This is a genomic window from Streptococcus mitis, assembly GCF_023109105.1.
Lineage (GTDB): Bacteria > Bacillota > Bacilli > Lactobacillales > Streptococcaceae > Streptococcus > Streptococcus mitis_BW.
Genome location: NZ_JALDTZ010000001.1, coordinates 120901 through 140280, shown reverse-complemented (window position 1 = coordinate 140280; position 19380 = coordinate 120901). Strand labels below are relative to the sequence as shown.

Annotated in this window: 14 protein-coding genes; 4 read left to right on the top strand and 10 right to left on the bottom strand. The window is 38.8% G+C overall.

All coding sequences use genetic code 11. The features are described from left to right. Window positions 1–27: 27 nt before the first annotated feature. The 6 genes from M1F37_RS00740 to M1F37_RS00715 form a co-directional block, all read right to left on the bottom strand. Window positions 28–1509 carry an LA2681 family HEPN domain-containing protein gene (locus tag M1F37_RS00740; protein WP_247934339.1) on the bottom strand — a complete coding sequence of 494 codons (1482 nt, stop codon included), beginning with the start codon at window positions 1507–1509 and terminating at the stop codon, window positions 28–30. Next, window positions 1496–2518: a hypothetical protein gene (locus M1F37_RS00735; protein ID WP_075228601.1), complete on the bottom strand. Its 1023-nt coding sequence runs from the start codon at window positions 2516–2518 to the stop codon at window positions 1496–1498. The genes M1F37_RS00740 and M1F37_RS00735 overlap by 14 nt, the downstream gene beginning before the upstream one ends. Before the next feature lie 589 nt (window positions 2519–3107). Then, a complete protein-coding gene (locus M1F37_RS00730) occupies window positions 3108–4658 on the bottom strand; it encodes a ClC family H(+)/Cl(-) exchange transporter (RefSeq protein WP_247934338.1) in 1551 nt (516 codons plus the stop codon). 16 nt (window positions 4659–4674) lie between these two features. Continuing rightward, the gene (locus M1F37_RS00725; protein ID WP_247934337.1) at window positions 4675–5454 is read right to left on the bottom strand and encodes a ribonuclease HII; all 780 of its coding nucleotides are present in this window, start codon (window positions 5452–5454) and stop codon (window positions 4675–4677) included. Next, on the bottom strand, window positions 5441–6292 hold the full coding sequence (gene ylqF / locus M1F37_RS00720; RefSeq protein ID WP_247934336.1) for a ribosome biogenesis GTPase YlqF: 852 nt from the start codon (window positions 6290–6292) through the stop codon (window positions 5441–5443). The genes M1F37_RS00725 and ylqF overlap by 14 nt, the downstream gene beginning before the upstream one ends. A gap of 188 nt (window positions 6293–6480) precedes the next feature. Then, window positions 6481–7659: a hypothetical protein gene (locus M1F37_RS00715; RefSeq protein ID WP_247934335.1), complete on the bottom strand. Its 1179-nt coding sequence runs from the start codon at window positions 7657–7659 to the stop codon at window positions 6481–6483. Between the two features lie 22 nt (window positions 7660–7681). Between M1F37_RS00715 and M1F37_RS09950 the strand changes: the two genes are divergently transcribed. Beyond that, window positions 7682–7807 carry a hypothetical protein gene (locus tag M1F37_RS09950; RefSeq protein WP_282184438.1) on the top strand — a complete coding sequence of 42 codons (126 nt, stop codon included), beginning with the start codon at window positions 7682–7684 and terminating at the stop codon, window positions 7805–7807. Window positions 7808–7829: 22 nt separating this feature from the next. Here the strand turns inward: M1F37_RS09950 and addA are convergent, their stop codons facing one another. Both addA and rexB read right to left on the bottom strand, forming a co-directional pair. Beyond that, the gene (gene addA, locus M1F37_RS00710) at window positions 7830–11480 is read right to left on the bottom strand and encodes a helicase-exonuclease AddAB subunit AddA (RefSeq protein WP_247934334.1); all 3651 of its coding nucleotides are present in this window, start codon (window positions 11478–11480) and stop codon (window positions 7830–7832) included. Further along, window positions 11477–14752: an ATP-dependent nuclease subunit B gene (rexB, locus tag M1F37_RS00705; RefSeq protein WP_247934333.1), complete on the bottom strand. Its 3276-nt coding sequence runs from the start codon at window positions 14750–14752 to the stop codon at window positions 11477–11479. Before rexB ends, addA begins: the two co-directional genes overlap by 4 nt. Window positions 14753–14870: 118 nt before the next feature. Here rexB and M1F37_RS00700 point away from each other — a divergent pair, with 118 nt between their 5' ends. From M1F37_RS00700 to M1F37_RS00690, 3 genes are all read left to right on the top strand, one after another. Continuing rightward, window positions 14871–15680 carry a Cof-type HAD-IIB family hydrolase gene (locus M1F37_RS00700; protein WP_247934332.1) on the top strand — a complete coding sequence of 270 codons (810 nt, stop codon included), beginning with the start codon at window positions 14871–14873 and terminating at the stop codon, window positions 15678–15680. A gap of 270 nt (window positions 15681–15950) precedes the next feature. Further along, window positions 15951–16859: an ATP-binding cassette domain-containing protein gene (locus M1F37_RS00695; RefSeq protein ID WP_247934331.1), complete on the top strand. Its 909-nt coding sequence runs from the start codon at window positions 15951–15953 to the stop codon at window positions 16857–16859. Between the two features lie 10 nt (window positions 16860–16869). Continuing rightward, window positions 16870–17631, top strand: coding sequence for an ABC transporter permease (locus M1F37_RS00690; RefSeq protein ID WP_247934330.1), 762 nt, complete (start codon window positions 16870–16872; stop codon window positions 17629–17631). Window positions 17632–17778: 147 nt separating this feature from the next. Here the strand turns inward: M1F37_RS00690 and M1F37_RS00685 are convergent, their stop codons facing one another. Together M1F37_RS00685 and M1F37_RS00680 are read right to left on the bottom strand one after the other, a co-directional pair. Continuing rightward, window positions 17779–18657 (bottom strand): sensor histidine kinase, encoded by an 879-nt coding sequence (locus M1F37_RS00685; RefSeq protein ID WP_247934329.1) that lies wholly within the window; start codon window positions 18655–18657, stop codon window positions 17779–17781. After that, window positions 18654–19355 (bottom strand): response regulator transcription factor, encoded by a 702-nt coding sequence (locus M1F37_RS00680; protein ID WP_247934328.1) that lies wholly within the window; start codon window positions 19353–19355, stop codon window positions 18654–18656. Before M1F37_RS00680 ends, M1F37_RS00685 begins: the two co-directional genes overlap by 4 nt. Window positions 19356–19380 lie beyond the last annotated feature (25 nt).

The following is a 19380-nucleotide window of genomic DNA, read 5'->3' as shown; positions in this document are numbered from 1 at the left end:
TAACGACTATAAATTGTATGCTCAATGCTATAATTTATCTTCCAAATCTACTTCTTCATAATTTATCGGAATTAAAGCAACTTCACTGCTTAGAGTAGATTGTTTTTCATTTTCACTTATTTGAATGGCATTTTTGAGTGAAAAAATAACTTCTCTTACAAGATTTAATAAATCTAATGTACACTCTTTCAATTCAAATTCAGTTAGATATAATCTACTTTCGTTATTATCTACACTTCCATCAAAAAAATTTAATGTTATATTAGTAAACCTATGCTCTAAATAATTTCTAATAATTTTCAATCGCTTTGAGTTTGGATTAGCTGTTAAAGAATTATCACCATTATCAAAATCTTTCGCTATCCAAAATATAGATGACAGACCAATGTTCTTATCCAAACATTTATTTAAATCGCTATTAGACCTCCAAATTGAATGAAAACTTACTTGTCTAGTCTCAATTTTTAGAGAATAATATTCATTTATAAACATTGCAACTTTATCTAATAATGAATATAGTGTTTTGAAAGCCGCTTTTAAACCTTCAACTCTGACAGAGTATTGTACATAGTCTAGACAATCAATAAGACTAACATTCTCGTCAGCATAATGAACCGAATCACTCTCAATGCTATTAAAACAGAGATAACGCGCATAAACATATTCTTGCTTAATTTGATTAAACATAGAAATATATTTGTTTAAATATTTATCCGATTGAAATAATAAACTTGGTAGTAAAAGATTATCATCATATCTATTTATATCGTCAGCTTGTAAGTCATTAAGTGGATTAAGATACAGCCCGTTGTTCCAACACCATTCGCGATACTTTTTTGAATTAGGATTATAATCGATGTCTTTACAAGAGCATTCATCTAAGTCTTTATAATTAAGATATTGTTCGTAAAGTTCAATAAATCGCTTTTCTGCATAATCAACTCTGTTTGGATCTGAAACAGTTATGCTTGTTTCTATTAAATTTTTAATTTTTTTAATAAAGTGTAGGTGTTCGTTATCATTCAAAAAATTACGATAATGATCTAGACAAATAGCCAAGTTACCACTAGCCATTGTGAATCTTGGATTGATTTGTATACATTTACAATACATCTTAATAGCTAACTGCTTTCTACCACAAGCATCTAATAGATTCGCGTAATTGGTGTATAGTGAACATAATAATGGGAAAACAAACCTACTGTTCTCAGAATTTATATCAGCGTTATTTGAAATTTCTATAGCTTTTCTAAAGTAATAAATTTGTTGAACTGTAAAATCGGTATCTATGTTGAAAACTAAGTTATCACTTAGTTCAAATATATCAGCGTATGCTGTTCCAATAGAATAAAATAATTGAATTTTGGAAATATCATCAATAGTATTTTCCATATTTTTTCCAAATTCTATTAGTCTATAGATTTCCTCTATATTTTTATGTTTAAAAGCATTATCGAAATCCATTGACAATTTAAGTACACTATGATTAATTGGATTATTTGTTAACATCTTCACCCCAAACTAAATATTTCGATTTTAAATTTGATTTTCCTTTATTTTCCTGTTCTTCAACTAACATATCAGATAAAAACTCTTTTATCATGTCCCAATTAAAATTCTCTTTAAAACCTCTACTACCATCAGAAGGAACATTTAATGAAAATGTTGCAAATACAGTTTCACAAGTTCTTCTTGGAAATTTTGCTAAGTAAGAATCAAAAAATGAATTTGAATACCTATAATGATGGCTATGAATAAAGTCTTTCCATGTATTTAGCATAGTCTCTTCGTCTACAATATCTATTACGGAAACTTCTTCAAGTGGTCGGTCTTCAATATTTCCCCATGCTTTTTTCATTAAATTAACAGCATCTACATCGCTCTTAGGAGCACTGTATCCAAAAATAGTTAACATATATGAATGATCGACAAAGTAATCTAATGCTTTCCAACACCAATTTATGTATCCATCGGAAGAATAGTCTTTGTTTTTTACGGGATACAATAATTTTGTTGGATTTAATTTTTTATAACATGTTGGGCAGTAGCAATCTACTCCTCCAAACTCAATATGTTCTTCACAAAACCCAACAGCTACATTCCCATGTAAACAAAGAATTTTTGGCAAGTTCAGAGTAATTTTTGAGCAGCGAATATAAGCCTGTATAAGTAAAGGGTCCCAATTAAACGTAGCTATACAATCTTTATTAGTTAAACTTAATATTAAAAAATCATAAATTGTTGGTTCATCAGGTAACTCCAACGAAGCAAAATAATCATAGAGTCTTTCTTCTAGCTTTCTAACTATTTCGGAGCACTCTTCTCTCTCAAATAATTCTGAGTAGATATCCTCTAAATTTTCGCTCTTTGTCTGTAATTCAACACCAGCAAGAATTTCTTCTAAATTTAGTTTTTTTAGCAATCCATTCATAACTGAAGAACTTTTGCCGTTTTTATCACCATCTGGTATTGCTGCAATAGTAGCACCAGCGCCTAGAATAACTGTATGCGATCTCATCTCATTTCTCCTGAAAGTCTTTTGACACTATTATACCACTGTATCTACTTTATTTATGCTTCAAATACTAATCTTATAACCATAAATATTTTAAATAAAATGTACAATTGAACCACCACTTCTTCTACACCAATTAGAGTAAAAAATGTACAAATCAATTTCTTAGATTAGAGAATATTACGTACTACAAAACATACAAAATACCACTCCAAAATAATGTACAAAACAAAAATAAAGTACACTTTTTAAATAATGTACTTTATGCTTCTAATTCAGTTATATCAATGGTTTAAGTCTTGTTTAGTCAATTGTACATAAACTTTTAGTTTTTATAGGACTGGATAAATAAACCATATACAATTCTAAAACCATATAGATTCGTTTAATTTTAATTAATGATTAATGATTTAGCATTGATTGATTCACTTTAAAAAATTTTAAATCTTCTGCAGTTTATTAGAATACAATATAAAACCTCGATACCATTATTTAGGAATCGAGGTTATTTTTCGTACGATTAGGTATATCATCTTAATGATTCATTAAAGATTAACAATTTACGTAATATAATTTATGTAAATATCTATTTCTACAACAACAAATCTTTCACTTTCCCAATTTCACTTTTTGGAATAACTAGGTGAATCATATCACCCAAATACATTCTGGTTGAACCGTTAACCGTTTGACTTTTACCATTATGAACTTGAGTTGTAATAAGAACGTTGTGTGGTAAGTTGAGTTCATGAACCTGTTTTCCAGCGATTTTGTCTGAAACAGGAATTTCAATGAGGGTAACTTCTCCTTCATCTGATGCTTCTTCAGGCAGCATTTTTTCCAACATAGCCTCATAGACTGGCGCACCCTTGAGTAGATCCATGATGATGTAGGCGACCAAGGTTACTAATCCAAGTGGCATGAGATTACGGATATCTCCTACCATCTCAGTCACAAGAATCATCGCTGTCAGGGGTGCTTTAGAGATTGCTCCAAAATAGCCACTCATTCCCAAAATGACAAATATAGGGAATTGCTCTTGACTGACAAGCCCAAGATTGACACAAATAACACCAACTAGGGCACCAAGTAAGGAACCAAGCGCCAAAATTGGTAGGAAAATTCCACCTGGAAGGCCACTTCCATAGCTAATCATACTCCAAACAAAGCGAATCAAAAAGTAAGCTAATAGAAGTTGAAAACTAAAATCTTGCTCAGTTAGGGAAAGAACTAGCTGATTTCCACCACCGAGAATTTGTGGTAAGAAAATTCCGACTGGTATGATGAGAATGAAGGCCAGAATTGGATAATAAGCTCTATCCAAACGGATTTTTTGACCAATCCAATCATAAACTCTGCCGACATTTAATACAGCTTTTTCATAGAGAAAAGCGGAAAGTCCTAGAAAAATCCCCATGACGAGATATATCCAATACTGATCTAAAGTCATGAGAGGGATATTATCAGGCATATCCAGCACTGGCGTTAGACCAAATATGAGTAGTGAGACAAAGTTTGCTACGAGACTGGCTGCTAGAGTAGATACCCAGAAAAATCGAGAAAAGTGATGATAGACTTCTTCTACTACAAAGAGAAGACCTGCAATTGGAGCGTTAAATGCTGCGGCTAATCCTGCTGCAGCACCACTGGCAATCAGTGAACGTTCCTCTACTGGACTGGATTTGAGCCACTTGGCAATACCTTTTCCACCAACTGCTCCAAGTTGAATACTTGGCCCTTCACGCCCCAGCATGAGTCCACTGGCAATAGCAAGAATACCTAGCACGTATTTTTTCCAAAGAACGCCCCACCAGTTGAGGGTCATGAGGCCTTTCAGTTCGGCTTCGACTTGAGGAATTCCTGAGCCTTTGATATCTTTTTCTGATTGAGTTAATTTAGCACTGAGCCAGCAGATGAGTATGTAAAATAAAACCAGTACAAAAAGATTGCGCACGAGGTGCGCTTGATCTTGATAAAGTCCTTGTATCAGGTGGAATCCTTTTTCGATTAAGAAACGAAAGGATCCGACGATGATTCCAACGACGAGGCCGACGATGATTCCTCGTTCAACTTGGGATAAGATAGTGCTCGAGGCAAAGGCAAATTCTTTCTTGGAACTGAGTGTTTCTGACTGTTCCTCCATAATCATTCCTTCTAACTTAACTTTCTTTTTCTCCTGAAACCAGTGATTTAACGGGTTCAAAGCTGGTTCGATGAATTGGAGTAACTCCTAGTTTTTCGAGTCCTTCTAGGTGTTTAGCTGTTCCATATCCTGCATTTGCAGCGAAATCATAGCCAGGGAACTGCTGATCGTATTCCTTCATCAATTCATCACGTGTGACCTTGGCTACTATGGAAGCTGCTGCAATAGAGAGGGAATTAGCATCCCCTTTGATGATGGAGGTTTGTGAAATTGGTAATTCCAACTTCATGGCATCTATCAAAAGGTGCTCTGGTTGAGGACTGAGCTGGGAGATTGCTTCCTGCATGGCTAGTTTGGTTGCTTCATAGATATTGACTTGGTCGATGACCTGATTATCCATGATACCAATGCCTATTGACAAGGCTTGGTCTTGAACTGCTTGAAAAATCTCCAGATGTTTCTTTTTAGGAATTTTCTTGCTGTCGTTGAGGCCTTTAATCTTACAATTTTGAGGTAAAATAACAGCTGCAGCGACTACAGGACCAGCCAGAGGACCTCGGCCGACCTCATCAACACCTGCTATCAAGGTCAATCCTTGCTTATATAGTTCTTTTTCGTAGGAAAGCATAGATTCTAAACGAAGCTCCTCATCCAATTCAGCCTGAATGGCTTTTTTACGCTTGCTGATTTCCTTTTGAACTCCAGAGCGATTGTCCTTTTCAAGCTCTAAAAAAATAGGGCTATCTAACTCCTTGACTGTTGCAAGGAGTTCTTTGATTTCTTTAATCGTCGCCATCGAGGTCTTCCAATGTATCTAAGGTATAGTTACCGAGTTTGCCATCGCGGACTTCCTTCACGAAGAGACTGTAAAAGCGGTCATAGTCATCTCGGAAACCGAGGGCGCGAGTCATATCCATAATAATAACAGGCGCATCTTCTTCAATTTTCATTTGTTTGAAGCGTTCAGCCAACTTTTCTGGGTAATGTTCTTTGAAATAATTGAGGCCAAAAATAGTTATCTCATCCATAGGAAGCAACTGGTCTTTGATAGCTCCAGTCAAGGCCAACTTAAGCGCAACAGTTTCATCCTCAAACTTAGGCCAGAGAATCCCTGGTGTATCCAAGATTTCCAGGTCTTTATTGGTTTTGAGCCATTGTTGTCCCTTGGTAACACCTGGTTTGTTGCCGACAACGGCAATTTTTTTACCAGCCAAACGGTTCATCAGAGTTGATTTACCAGCATTTGGAATCCCAATAATCATGGTACGCAAGGTTTCAATCTGAATCCCACGTTCTTTCTGGCGAGCAATCTTATCAGCCATGAGCTTCTTGGCCGCATCTGTTACAACTTTTACAGTTACTTGCTCTTTGGAGTTAATAGCCAGCGTCTGGATTCCTTGTGATTCAAAATATTGGCGCCATTCCTTGGTCATTGCTGGATCGGCCAAGTCTGCCTTGTTTAAAATCAAGAGTTTTGGTTTGTCACCAACAATCTTGGTCAACATAGGATTTTGACTAGATAGAGGTAAACGTGCATCCACCAAAATCGTTACAAAATCAACAAATTTTAAATTTTCCTGAACCTGTCGACGAGCTTTAGACATGTGACCAGGAAACCATTGAATAGTAGCCATAATATATCTCCTTCGGATTGAAAAAATTGTAAAAACGTTTTCTTTCTTATCCTCTATTCTATCATAAATTATTCTTTTTTGCATAAGCTTTTATCTGGAATAGCTGCTTTATTAAGGAAGACTGATTTTAAATCCACTTGATTTGTATATTAACTTTATATAAAATTCTATGTCTTATATATTTAGTTTTAGATGAGTATTCGAGATAAAAATGGGACTATACAATTTGTTAGAATTCCTTCTATCCAGCTTTCCTGTGCTGAAGAGAGATGTTCTGCCTGGAGGCTTTCTTTTAGAAAATCGCGGACTTGTTCTGGTGAGATTTCAAACTCAAAGGCTTTCATTTTATAGAAAAAGTCGAGCAGATGATCTGATAAGTATTCAGTTGAAAAGGGCACTTCTCCACTTTTTCGATATTCTAATAAGAGCCGAGCAAATCTGGATTTTTCTTCAGGAAGCTCACGAAAATAGGAATTGAGGAGCCAGGTCTGCTTCTGCTTTCTTTCAATTGGATCCTGACTGGCTATTCGTTGGTCTTTTTCCAACTCTTTTTGGTATTGTTTGGCCTTAATAGCCCGTTCTGTTCGATTTTTACCAAAAAGAATTTTCTCCCACTTGCGTTCTTCTTGGGTCAGGGTCTCTGTAAAGCCAAAATAATCTTGGTAGGCACGCTCTGCTGGTCCCATGGCTAGGACTAGATTGTCTGCATATTGCTTGGCGATTTTATCCCTCTTCTTGCGCTCTTTCTCTGCCTGGATACGGAGTTCTTGCTCGTAGTCAATTTTCTCCTTACCCAGCTTGACAAGATAGAGTTGGTCATCTGGTTTTCCAAGTAAAAAGGGTTTGATACATTTTTCAAGAACTTCCTCCATACGAGCCTTCTTCTTAGGCTCTGCCTTGGTCCAACTTCCTCCTTGAAAGACTTCTAGGAAGAGCTGGTAGTCTCTTTCAGGTGAGAACTGATTGCCACGATTGGGCTTAAAAACACCTTTTTCCCAGAGCCATTTGAGAAGACGCTCGTCAAAGTCACTTTTGTTAACCTTGATTTTTTCCTTTTTCTGGGCTTTTCTGGTCAGATTTTCTACCTTTCTGAGCAGTTTTTCTTCCTCTTCCAGTTGCTGGTCAAGGATTAATCGATGAAAATGCCGAACACAGTCGCTACCGATAGGAAAGAGTCGTTGACCTGTAACACCGTTAAAGAGTTCGTAGGCGTACTTGATGGCATTTCCACAGACACAATTGCTACGGCCGATACCGTTAAAAATCAAGGAAACTTCATTCCATTCCTTGGTAGCTTGTTCCCAAGTATCAGCTTTTGAAGCCTGTAAAACCGCATCATGCAGGGATTTTCTAACTGGAAGTGTCATGAGGTCTCCTTTCTAATAGTTAATGAAAATCAAAGAGCAAACTAGGAAACTAGCCGCAGGTTGCTCAAAGAATTGCTTTGAGGTTGCAGATAAAACTGACGAAGTTAGTTACCTATACCTACGGCAAGGTGAAGCTGACGTGGTTTGAAGAGATTTTCGAAGAGTATGAATTATACTTTTACTACTTGAACCTCGTCTTTTCCGAGTAAGATCAAGTATTTTTCAATATTTTCAATCGAATAGGCTCGTGATAAAGCCTCTCCGTATAGGGCCAACTGACCACGATAACGGTCTATGAGTTGACTTGGTTCATCATAGCGGTCTGTCTTATAGTCGAACAGAACGATTTTATCCTCATAAAGCAGATAGCCATCAAGGATACCACGGACAACGAAGTCTTCCTGACTCTTTGGGTCTCGTTTGAGCATGGAGAAAGGTTGCTCGCGATAGAGATGGTCGGTATTCGCTAGAATCTCCTGACCGAGCGCTGTGTCAAAGAATGCAAGAATTTTCGCAAGATTGATCTTGTCTCTGACAGCTGTGCTGGTTTGAACTTGTCTGAGAGTTTCTGTCAGGCTAGCAAGCGTTGGTTGCTGACTGAGGTCAATTCTCTGCATGAGTTCGTGGGTAGCACTACCAATCTCAGCTCCTGTCACCTTTTCTTTGCTTGAAAAATTTGGCAAATCAAAGCTAATTTTCTTGTCTACTGACTGGCCTTGACCTGCAATCTCAACACCTTCCATATCCATAAGAGGTTCGTAAAATTTCTTGATTTGGCTTGGGGTTTGAACACTAGGCAGTTCAATGGCTGCGCGGTGAAGAGTATTATAGACTTCCACTTCTTTCAGCATTTCAAGAGCTTCTTTAATGGTGTCTGACTGGCGGTTGTCTGCTTGGGAGCTAGCTTGGAGAGGACTCTTGGTTTCCAACTCTCCGATAGCTTCTCTAGTCAGCTGATCTTCACCAACAAAACGATAGCTAAAGCTGAGATTGTCCTTGTCAAACACTTTGCTGATAGCCCACATCCAATCTTGGAAATTCCTTGCTTGCAGTCTCGTATTGCTGTTTAGTTTTCCATTTTTAGCTGCTGGATATTCCTTGGTTTCCAGCTTTTCACGAGAACCCTTGCCGACAAGATAGAGCTTCTTCTCAGCTCGCGTCATAGCAACATACAGCAGACGCATCTGCTCAGAATAGCTTGCCAGCTGTAATTCCTCTTCGTTCTGCCGATAAGTCAGGCTAGGAATGGAGAGTTTGATGGTTTTAGGATAGTGAACTTCCACTGCTCCTGTCTCCATCTTGGCAATATATTTGACACCAAGACCATTCTGACGGCTGAGAATGACTTCTGACATAGAGTCTTGCTTGTTGAAATCTTGATCCATATTGAGGATAAAGACGTAAGGAAACTCCAGCCCTTTACTCTTATGGATGGTCATGAGCTCTACTGCATCTTTTGGCGGTGCGACAGCCACGCTTGCCAAATCATGCTGGGCTTCCAAGACTTGGTCAATCATACCAATAAAACGCGACAAACCCTTGAAATTGCTCTTTTCAAATTGATCAGCTCTCAAAGCTAGGGCATAGAGATTGGCCTGTCTAGCAGGACCATTTGGCAAAGCCCCAACATAATCATAATAAAAACGGTCGTTGTAAATCTTCCAAATCAAGTCATAGAGGGAGTGGGTCTTGGCATACAAGCGCCAAGAAGCCAAGATATCCATGAATTGCTTTAGTTTTTCAGCTAACTCTGTGTGAATCAAGTTTTTCTGGCTACTTGCCAGTTTTTGAGCATTGACTAGTTTCTCATAGAGATTTTCTTGGATTTTATCCTCTGCTTTCTGAAGGGATAAACGTGCTAACTCGTCCTCATCAAAACCAAACATTGGAGACTTCATAAGGGCAACTAAGGCATAGTCTTGCAGGGGATTGTGAATGACACGAAGGGTGTCTAGCATGACTTGAACTTCTAGCGATTGGAGATAATTATTTTGCTCACCGTCTGTTTTGACAGGAATCCCGTACTCAGACAGGGCGAGGAGAATCTGGTCATTCCGACTGCGACTGGAGGTCAGAAGGGCAATTTCTTTAAAGGCAACACCTTTTTCTTGATGAAGTTTCAGAATCTCCTTGATGACTAAGCGCATCTCACCAGTTAATTGTGTGTCTGCTTGGTTATCTTCTTCCTCGCCTGTGTCGTCCTTGTCGTAGAGGAGAAATTCTGCCTTGTTGTCTGGATTGGGAGTCAGTTTGGTATTTGCAAAAACAAGCTTGTGCATGCTGTCATAGTTGATTTCGCCGACTTCTTGGTCCATAAGGCGTTCAAAGACATCATTGGTTGCTGACAACACTTCTGAACTACTACGGAAATTTTCCTTGAGGAGTATTAGCTTGCCTTCTTGGGAATCTTGCGCATAACGTTGGAATTTCTCGTTGAAAATCTGCGGGTCTGCTTGACGGAAACGATAGATGGACTGCTTGATATCCCCCACCATAAAGCGATTGTGGCCATTAGACAACAATTCCAGCATTCGTTCTTGAATGTGGTTGGTATCCTGATACTCATCGACCATGACTTCGTGGAAGCGATCCTGATAAGCCTCACGAACTTGCGGGAAATTCTCTAAAATCTCAATGGTGTAATGGCTGATATCAGCGAATTCAAAGGCATTTTCCTGACGTTTACGCTGACGATAAGCCTCCACAAAATCACTCATGAAGGTTTGGAAAGTTTTAGCTAGTTCCCATGTGTCTCCATGATAACGTTCTTGATAGTCGAGAATGGTTACCTGGTCTGACAGTTGTCCTAGTTTAGCAAACTGGGACTTTCTTTCTTCGTTGTAGGCATCGGCCAGTGGCTTCAAATCAGCCTTACGACTGGCATTAGTCAGGGCTCGACCGTTTTTCTCTTTCGAAATGGCGACAACACGCGCAAGCACTGCTTGATAAGCCTGACTATCGGACTCCTGATTTAAGGAGCCAATTTCATCTAAAATCAACTGAACATTTTCTAGATAAGCAGCCTTTGGAAACTCCTTGGCATCATTATCCAAATGGTAACGGAAGAAACTTTCCAAGTCCCAAAGGGTTTGCTGGATTTGTTGGGTCAGTTTGTCTTTTTCACTGGTAAAATCAGCTTTTTCAAAGCCTTTGAGGAAAGATTTACTCAGCCATTTCTGAGGATTGCTGGTGGATTGGAGAAAGTCATAGATTTTATAGACCTGCTGGCGCAGACCACGTTCATCCTTGCCACGCCCTGCAAAATTTTTCAGCAAATGACTAAACTTCTCTTTCTGTTTACCTTGGTAATGGGCTTCAAAGACCTCATGAAAGACTTCGTTTTTTAGAAGGAGTTGCTCGCTCTGGTTTTGTAAAATACGGAAATTAGGAGCAACATCAAGTAGATAACCGTGTTTGCTAAGGAACTTTTGTGTAAATGAGTCCATGGTACCGATGGCAGCGTTGGGTAGGTCTGCCAACTGGCGACCCAAGTGTTGTTTGAGGTCAACATCGCTACTTTCTTGGATTTGTTGGCTTATTTTTTTCTCCAAACGTTCTTTAAGCTCTGTGGCAGCCTTAACGGTAAAGGTTGAGATAAAGAGTTGACTGATTTCCACTCCACGCGCTAATTGATCTAGAATGCGCTCTGCCATGACAAAAGTCTTCCCAGAACCAGCCGATGCTGAAACGAGGATATTCTGACCAGAAGTGTAGATGGCTTCAATTTGCTCGGCAGTTTTCTTTTGTTCCTTGCTCGAATTTGCTTCTGCGTCTTGCAATTTTTGAATTTCCTTCTCAGTTAAAAAGGGAATAGGCTTCATCGATTCAACTCCTCTCTTATTTTTTCAAACCAAGCTTGCTTGAGTTTTTCTCCGACCAGACGCTTGCCATCAGTTAAGTCCAACTTTTCTAGGAAACGGGCTTGCCCCAAATGGTAATTGGCTTCAAATCCTGTGATGGCTTGATGTTGCTGAACATACGGTGCAATACTTCTGCCATTTTCAGTATAAGGGTTAATGGCGAACTGACCTTCTAAAATCTTCTCAGCAGCTTTCTTGTAAAGATGGGCATTGTAGTCCAGTAGGAGCTGGAATTCCTCCTCCGTCAGCTGATTGGCTTTATTTTTATTGTAAAATTCACCCAAATGACTGCTTTCTTTTTCTAAAAAGAGGCCTTGGTATTTCATTGACTTGCTAGCTTCTACTACTGCACCTGCCAGACTTTTAACGGACATCAAAGATTGGACAGGCTCAGCCATTTCCAAGTACATGGCACCAAAAAAGTTCTGCTCCCCTTCTCTTTTTAAGGCAGCTAGGTAGGTTGGCAGTTGGGAATTGAGTCCATTAAAGAAATGAGGGAACTGGAACTGAGTCAGACTAGATTTATAGTCTACCACTCCTATCGCACCATCAGCTTTCAAGCGGTCAATGCGGTCAACCTTGCCTCGTACAAAGACACTGCGTCCATTGTCCAATTGAATAAAGGCCTGCTCTTTTCCACCGAAATTTGCCTCTTCTTTAATTGTTTCAATAGCAGGATTGTGTCGGAGAATGTGGCCAGTCGTCCGAGCTACATCAAGAAGAACTTCCTTGGTAAACTGGGCTTCCAAACTTTCCTGATAAATAGCCTCAAATTCTCGTTCTTGACTGGTTTCTTGAATAGCTTGTTCTAGACGGTGGTCAAAAGAATCTTCATCAGGCAACTGCAAGGCTCGTTCAAAAATACGGTGTAAGAAATTCCCGTGACTACGGGCATCAGGACGTAGGCGCAGTTCTTCCTGCAAGCCTAACACGTAGCGGAGGAAATAACTGTATTCATTACGATAAAACTCTGTCAAACCAGAGGTAGACAAGTAAAACTCCTGTTCAGCAGGATAGAGAGCTTGCAAGGTGTCCTTGGTCAAGGGCTTGCTGCTTGGGCTGGTTGGAAGGGCAGGATTTGCAAGGCCTTTTTGGTCAAGTTTTTTACCCATGACACGCGCCAGAACCTTAACAAAAGTCAAATCTTGATCAGTATCTCTCGGTTCGTCCTGCTGGTGATAGGCAACCAGACTAGACAAAAGACTGTGATAGGACCCCATATCCTCCTTAGACAGTCCTTTGTGATTCATCCTCTTCTCTCTCCGACTAAATCCAAAATGGACTAGCTCTTGAAGATAGGTTGACTCCTTGCTTTCACTTTCATTAAAAAGGCTTGGAGCCGACAAAATCAACTGCTTACGAGCAGAATTGACCAAGGATAGCATGGTATAGCGATTTTTCTTGAGATTTTCACTGCTGGCAATCAGCAATTGCGCTCCCTCTTCAGTCGCTTGGTTTAGGTTTTGCCTTTCTTCATCAGCCAAAAGACTGGTGTTTTGAGAAATTTTTGGTAAATTGTCCTGAGTCAACCCAATGGCGTAGACAAAGTCAGCAGTCAGTGGCGCAATCAAATCGTAACTCTGCACCAGAACAGTATCCACTGTCGCTGGAATAGTGCGATACTGAGATAAACTCATTCCAGAATGGAGCAAGGCTAGGAAGTCCTCTAGACTAACTTGTGAACCAGCAAAAACAGTCGCAAATTGTTCTAAAACATGACAGAAAGCCTTCCAAACTTCAGTCTGTCTTTCCTGCTCTAGGGCTTCCATGGTAGCTGTCAAATCTTGGAGTTGATTAGTCACCGCTCCTTCTTTTAGAAAAGAATTCCACTTTTGCAAGAGATTTTCTGCCTTCTGTTTTCTACTGGCAAAAAGAGTTTCAAGAGGGGCTAAAATACGCAGACGAAGAACATTTAAACGTTCCAGATTAAATTTTCCATGGTGAGATTTGGTGAAGGCTTGCTGAAAGGCTAGCAAGCCATTGATACCAAGATAACGGATATATTGCTCAAAAGCATCAATATCAGCCTGACTAAGGTCGGTATACAGACCTGTTTTAAGAAGGTTAATCAAATCTTCCTGACGGAAACGATAGCGTTTCAAAGCTAAAATAGACTCGACAAACTGTGTCAAGGGATGATGAGCCATGGATTCGCTTTTTCCAAGATAGAAAGGAATCTGGTACTGGTCAAAAATGGTTTTCAGCGATAACTGGTAAGAAGCTACATCCCCCAAGAGAATTCGAAAATGCTTGTAACTCAGCTCTGGGTTCTCATGTAATTTCTGACGAATGCTACGGGCTACTAACTCCAACTCCTCCTTTTGTGTCAAACAAGACCAGATTTGAAGGTTTTCACGGTCCTTATCATCGACATCCAAAGCGAGTTCTGAAAAGTCATAAGAAGACTCCAGTAAACGAGAGGCCTTGTCAAAACTATCCATTTGCTCATGAGTCTGAGAACAGTCCTGAGCAGAAGTTTGGTATTTAGAGGCTAGATGATGGAGAAACTCCACACTGGCTTGGTAGAGATTGCCCTCACTAAAGGGACTAGTATAAGCTTTCTTACTAGCATAAGCCCCAATGACAATCTCAACTCCCTTGCCATGAAGTAGGTCCACAATCCGCTCTTCCTCGGCAGAAAAACGGGTAAATCCATCAATAACCAAGGCGATTTGGCTAAAATCACTACTTACCTTGTCATTCTCAATAGCCTCAATCAAATGGGACAACTGACTTCCCTGAGCCAACTGGCCTTGATTAAGATAGGTCGTTACTTTCTCAAAAATCAAGAGCAAATCGGCTCTCTTGTCCTCATCCGTCAAGCTCTCCAAGTCCAAAAAACTCATCTGAGCTTTGGTCATCTCGTGGTAAAGTTCAATCAACTGCTGGATAAATTGAGGATCCTGCTTAATGGCACCATAAACACGTAAATCCTTAGGGTCAAGTTCTGCAAGGCATTTGTAAAAGGCCATCCCAAGACCGATGTCATCTAGACTGGTCTTTATAGGCAAGTCATTCAAAATCAGGTAACGAGCCACTTGAGCAAAGCGCGTGACGGTAATCGCAAAAGAAGCCTGCTGGGGCAAGCATTCCAGCACGGCTCGTTCCTTTTCAAAAGAAAGAGAGTTGGGGGCAATGTAAAATACCCGCTTACCAGCAGCAACCAGCTCTTCTGCCTCTCTGGTTAGAATTTTTGTCAAAGAAGTCCGAATATCAGTGTAAAGTAATTTCATCTCTGCCTCGTTGGAATTTTTCATTACCTTTTATTATACCATGATTAGCCCGAAGATTCCTCCTCCTTTCCTCCAAAATATGCTATAATATAGGCAAAACACGAGAAAAGGAAATATTATGATTAAACTACTTGCTCTAGATATGGATGGTACTCTTCTCAACGAAGCCAAGGAAATCCCTCAGGCTCATATTGATGCCATTCATAAGGCCATAGAAAAAGGTGTTAAACTAGTTCTCTGTACTGGGCGCCCACTTTTCGGAGTTCTTCCCTATTACAAAAAACTCGGCTTAGATACGAAAAATGAATATATCATTGTCAATAATGGCTGCTCGACTCACCGAACTAGCGACTGGAGTCTGATTGACTGGCGAGAACTTAGCAAATCAGACATTGAATACCTGAATGACCTTGCTGAAAAGAGCGAGGTCCAGTTGACTCTCTTTGATGAGGAACACTATTTCGTTCTTGGAGGCAAACCAAATCCTATCGTTCAATATGATGCCACACTTGTTTTTGCCGATCTGACTGAAATCTCACTGGAAGAAGCTACTAGTGGGAAGTATCGTATGTTCCAGGGAATGTTTTTAGGGACAAAAGAACAGACAGATGACTTTGAACAACGTTTCTCTGAAGAGCTTTGTCAAAGATTTAGCGGTGTTCGTTCTCAACCTGTTATCTATGAAGCAATGCCACTCGGTACAACCAAGGCTTCTGCTCTTTCTCGTTTGGCTGAGATTTTAGATATCCAACCTTCTGAAATCATGGCTATGGGTGATGCCAATAACGACATTGAGATGTTAGAGTTTGCTGGGCTGGGGATCGCCATGGGAAATGCCAGCGACCACGTCAAATCTCTCGCTGATGCCGTAACTGCCAGTAATGAAGAAGACGGCGTTGCACGAGCTATTGAAAAATATATTTTGTAGAAATAAGCCCAGTCAACTAGTATTTCTAGCCAACTGGGCTTTTATTTTATTTAAAATTTAAAAAACTTTAGAAACTCTTTAGAAATGCTTGACGATTCTTTGATATCTATGCTTTATACTAGAGTTATAAAAATAAAACATCTTATACTCTTCGAAAATCAAATTCAAACCACGTCAGCTTCGCCTTGCCGTACTCAAGTACAGCCTGCGGCTCGCTTCCTAGTTTGCTCTTTGTTTTTCATTGAGTATTAAAGATTAAAGGAGAAAACTATGAAAACAGTCCTCGAAATCCATGGCTTGTCCAAACACTTTGGCAAACAACCTATTCTACAAGATCTAAGTCTCTCGGTTAAAGAAGGAGATATCTATGGACTTATCGGAAAAAATGGTGCTGGTAAAACAACTCTGATTAAAATCATTACCCAATTATTATCTGCTGACCATGGAACTATTTCCCTCTTTTCTAGTCAAGGGTATAAGGAGTGCACGAAAGCCCTATCTCGAGTAGGTTCAGTCATTGAATCCCCAGTAGCTCACAATCATTTAACAGCCTATCAAAATCTAAGATACTATTGTACTATTCGACATATCCCAAATGCCGATCAAGTCATTCAGGAAACATTAAAGTATGTAGGGTTAACAGATACAGGTAGAAAAGTTTTTCGAGATTTCTCTCTTGGGATGAAACAACGCTTAGGCATTGCGATTGCCCTCCTATCAAAACCAGACTTTCTCATCCTTGATGAACCTATCAATGGACTTGACCCAATCGGTATCAAAGAGTTTCGTCAAATGATTCAACGTCTGAATCAAGAACTAGGAATAACAATTCTCATCTCTAGTCATATCTTGTCAGAACTCTATCTGGTTGCCAATCGCTTTGGAATTCTTGACCAAGGGAAAATCATTCGAGAAATCAGTAAGACCGAATTTGAGACACTTAATGAAGACTATATCGTTCTAAAAACAATTGACAAAGAAAAAGCTAGTCAAATCTTAAAAGACAAAGTGCATCTTGAATTTAAAGTTGTTAATTCAGACAATGAGATTCATATTTTTAGTCATGAACAAGATGTCAAACGCATTCTCAAAGAACTTACTCTAGCAGATGTTGCTGTGGATGAGATTTACTATGCTCGTCAAAATCTTGAAGATTACTTCACACAATTAGTAAAATAGGAGATAAACCATGATACACACAATTCAAGCAGACTTTTACCGTCTTTTCCGTTCCAAAGGCTTTTGGATTACAGAGCTCATTCTCTTTGCACTCATGCTAATGGGGGCTACTTTCGGAGCTACAGGACACTTCGTATCCGTCAATACAAGTACAAACGCAGAAACCGAACTGCCAAGCAAGGGATGGGATGGTATACAAGCCCTTATTAACACCTCTAGCAATAGCTCAAACCTAGTTTTCCTCTGTATTATCCTTGCTTGCTTAGTTCTAGGAGTTGATCTTATCGGAAAACTCTATAAAAACAGTTTGACAGTGGGTGTTTCTCGCACAGAATTCTTCCTAGCCAAGTCTGTAGTATTAGCAAGTATCGCTCTAATGCAAATTCTTGTTAGCCTAGTTATTGCTTTCGTACCAGCGACTATCCTAAACGGTCTTGGTACGATGCCAGAAGGATTTATTGGCAATCTCCTTCTAACAATTTCTCTTCAATTTCTCTGCATTCTAGCTTGGCTATCTATTGTTTCCTTCATTCTCTATGTGACTCATTCTTATTTGGCTGTTTTCATTGGCTATTTAATCAGTTCTACCTTGCTTTCATTGCCGATGCTCATTTTTCCAAATATCAAAATTTTACCATATTTATCATTACAATTTGTCTATGCTATGACTGCTAATAGTGAGTCAATTCTCTACACACTTATAGTTACTTTAGTTGTTATTGTAATCTTTAATATAAGTGGACTGACAGTTTTCAAAAAGAAAAGTCTATAAAAAATGACCTCCTCTGTTCAAAAAGAGGAGGTTTTCTTGTTTTATACTCAATGAAAATTAAAGAGCAAACTAGGAAGCTAGCCGCAGGCTGTACTTGAGTACGGCAAGGTGAAGCTAACATGGTTTGAATTTGATTTTTGAAGAGTATTAAAAGAGTATTTTAACTGTAAACCAAGCACCATCTGTACTTAGTTGCAGTTCTGCACCAAGTATATGGGATAATTCTTCTGTAATATAAAGACCTAAACCAGAGGATTCTTCAGTATCTGAGAGATTTTCAGAGTAAAATCGTTGACTGAGATTTTCAATTTTACGAATCGGTTGTTTGACCAGATTCGCAATTTCTAAACAGATGTGATTGTCCACTTCCTTCAAAGAAAATGTTGCTTCATCTTTACCATGTTTTAGAACATTGCCAAGCAGATTTTGTAACATACGGTCTAATAAATCTGAATCTGTCAGTAAATACAAACCAGGTTCTACTTGCAAATCAAGGTTAATCTTTGCCGTTTGAAAAGAATCATAATAGATCAGTAATTTTTGAGTTATAAAAGTTGAAACTTCTAACTCTGATAAGTTAGGTTTCACTGCTCCTTCCATTAACCGACGATAGTCCAAAAGAGCCTCTAGACGTTTTGAAACTTGATTGAGATGATGGGAAATTTTTTTTAAACTCTCAGACTCAGGATTTTCTGTTTTAAGTAATTGCTGAGTATAACCCGACGCAATCGTTAAAGGGGTTCTAATATCGTGTGCAATGTTGCTAATAGCCATGTCTAAAGTCTGTTTTTCACGCTTCATAATCAAGCGTGACTGTTCAACTTCTTGAAAAAGATGATTGACTTGCTGGTAAAGATGTAAAAAAGCCTTGGAGAAGGTTGACACTCCTATTCTCTTCATACTTCCAGTATGAATCTTGTCTTCGATTTGTTGGCTCAAGTTCATGAGTGCTAAATGATAACGAATCAAGCCTATCGTCAATAGGATAATAACCAGCAGTAGAAAAGAAAGTAAAATATAGATCATTGCTCATCTCCTTTTAACCGAACACCAACTCCCCAGATAGTTTCAATATACTCTTGCTCTGGGTCTAGTTGACCTAATTTTTTTCGGAGATTACTTAAATGAGTGTTGAGAGTATTGTCGCCTGGTAAATATGTATCCTCCCAGACCAACTCATAGAGTTCTTCTTTCGTAAAAATCTTCTTAGGATGTCTCAGCAAGGTTTGGAGTATCAAACATTCTTTCTTAGCTAGGCGAATAGTTTTCTGGCTATTTTTTATTTCAAAACTATCTGCATCAAATTGAATGTTTTTTAATTTTTGAATTAACTTGTCTGAATGTTCAATTTCAGCTGGTTGTTTGTCACTATTTTGACGTAATTGTACCATAACCCTGGCAAAAACTTCATCCAAATCAAAAGGCTTTACAATATAATCATTAGCACCATCTAGGAGATATTGACTGATAAGCTTTTTATCGCTTAGGGCAGTTAGCATGATGATAGGAACTGAACTATCTTGTCTAATGAGTTTTAATACCTGATCACCATTTTTACCCGGAAGCATAATATCTAACAAGATTAGATCAATAGCCTCTTGTTCAAATCGAATCATTCCTTCAGTACCAGAAAAAGCTTGAATCACCTCATGTTCCTTAGAAAGAAGAGTTTTCAAAATTTCCTGGATCTCATTATTATCTTCAATGATAAGTATTCTAGCCATAAATACCAACCTTTCTGCAACTATT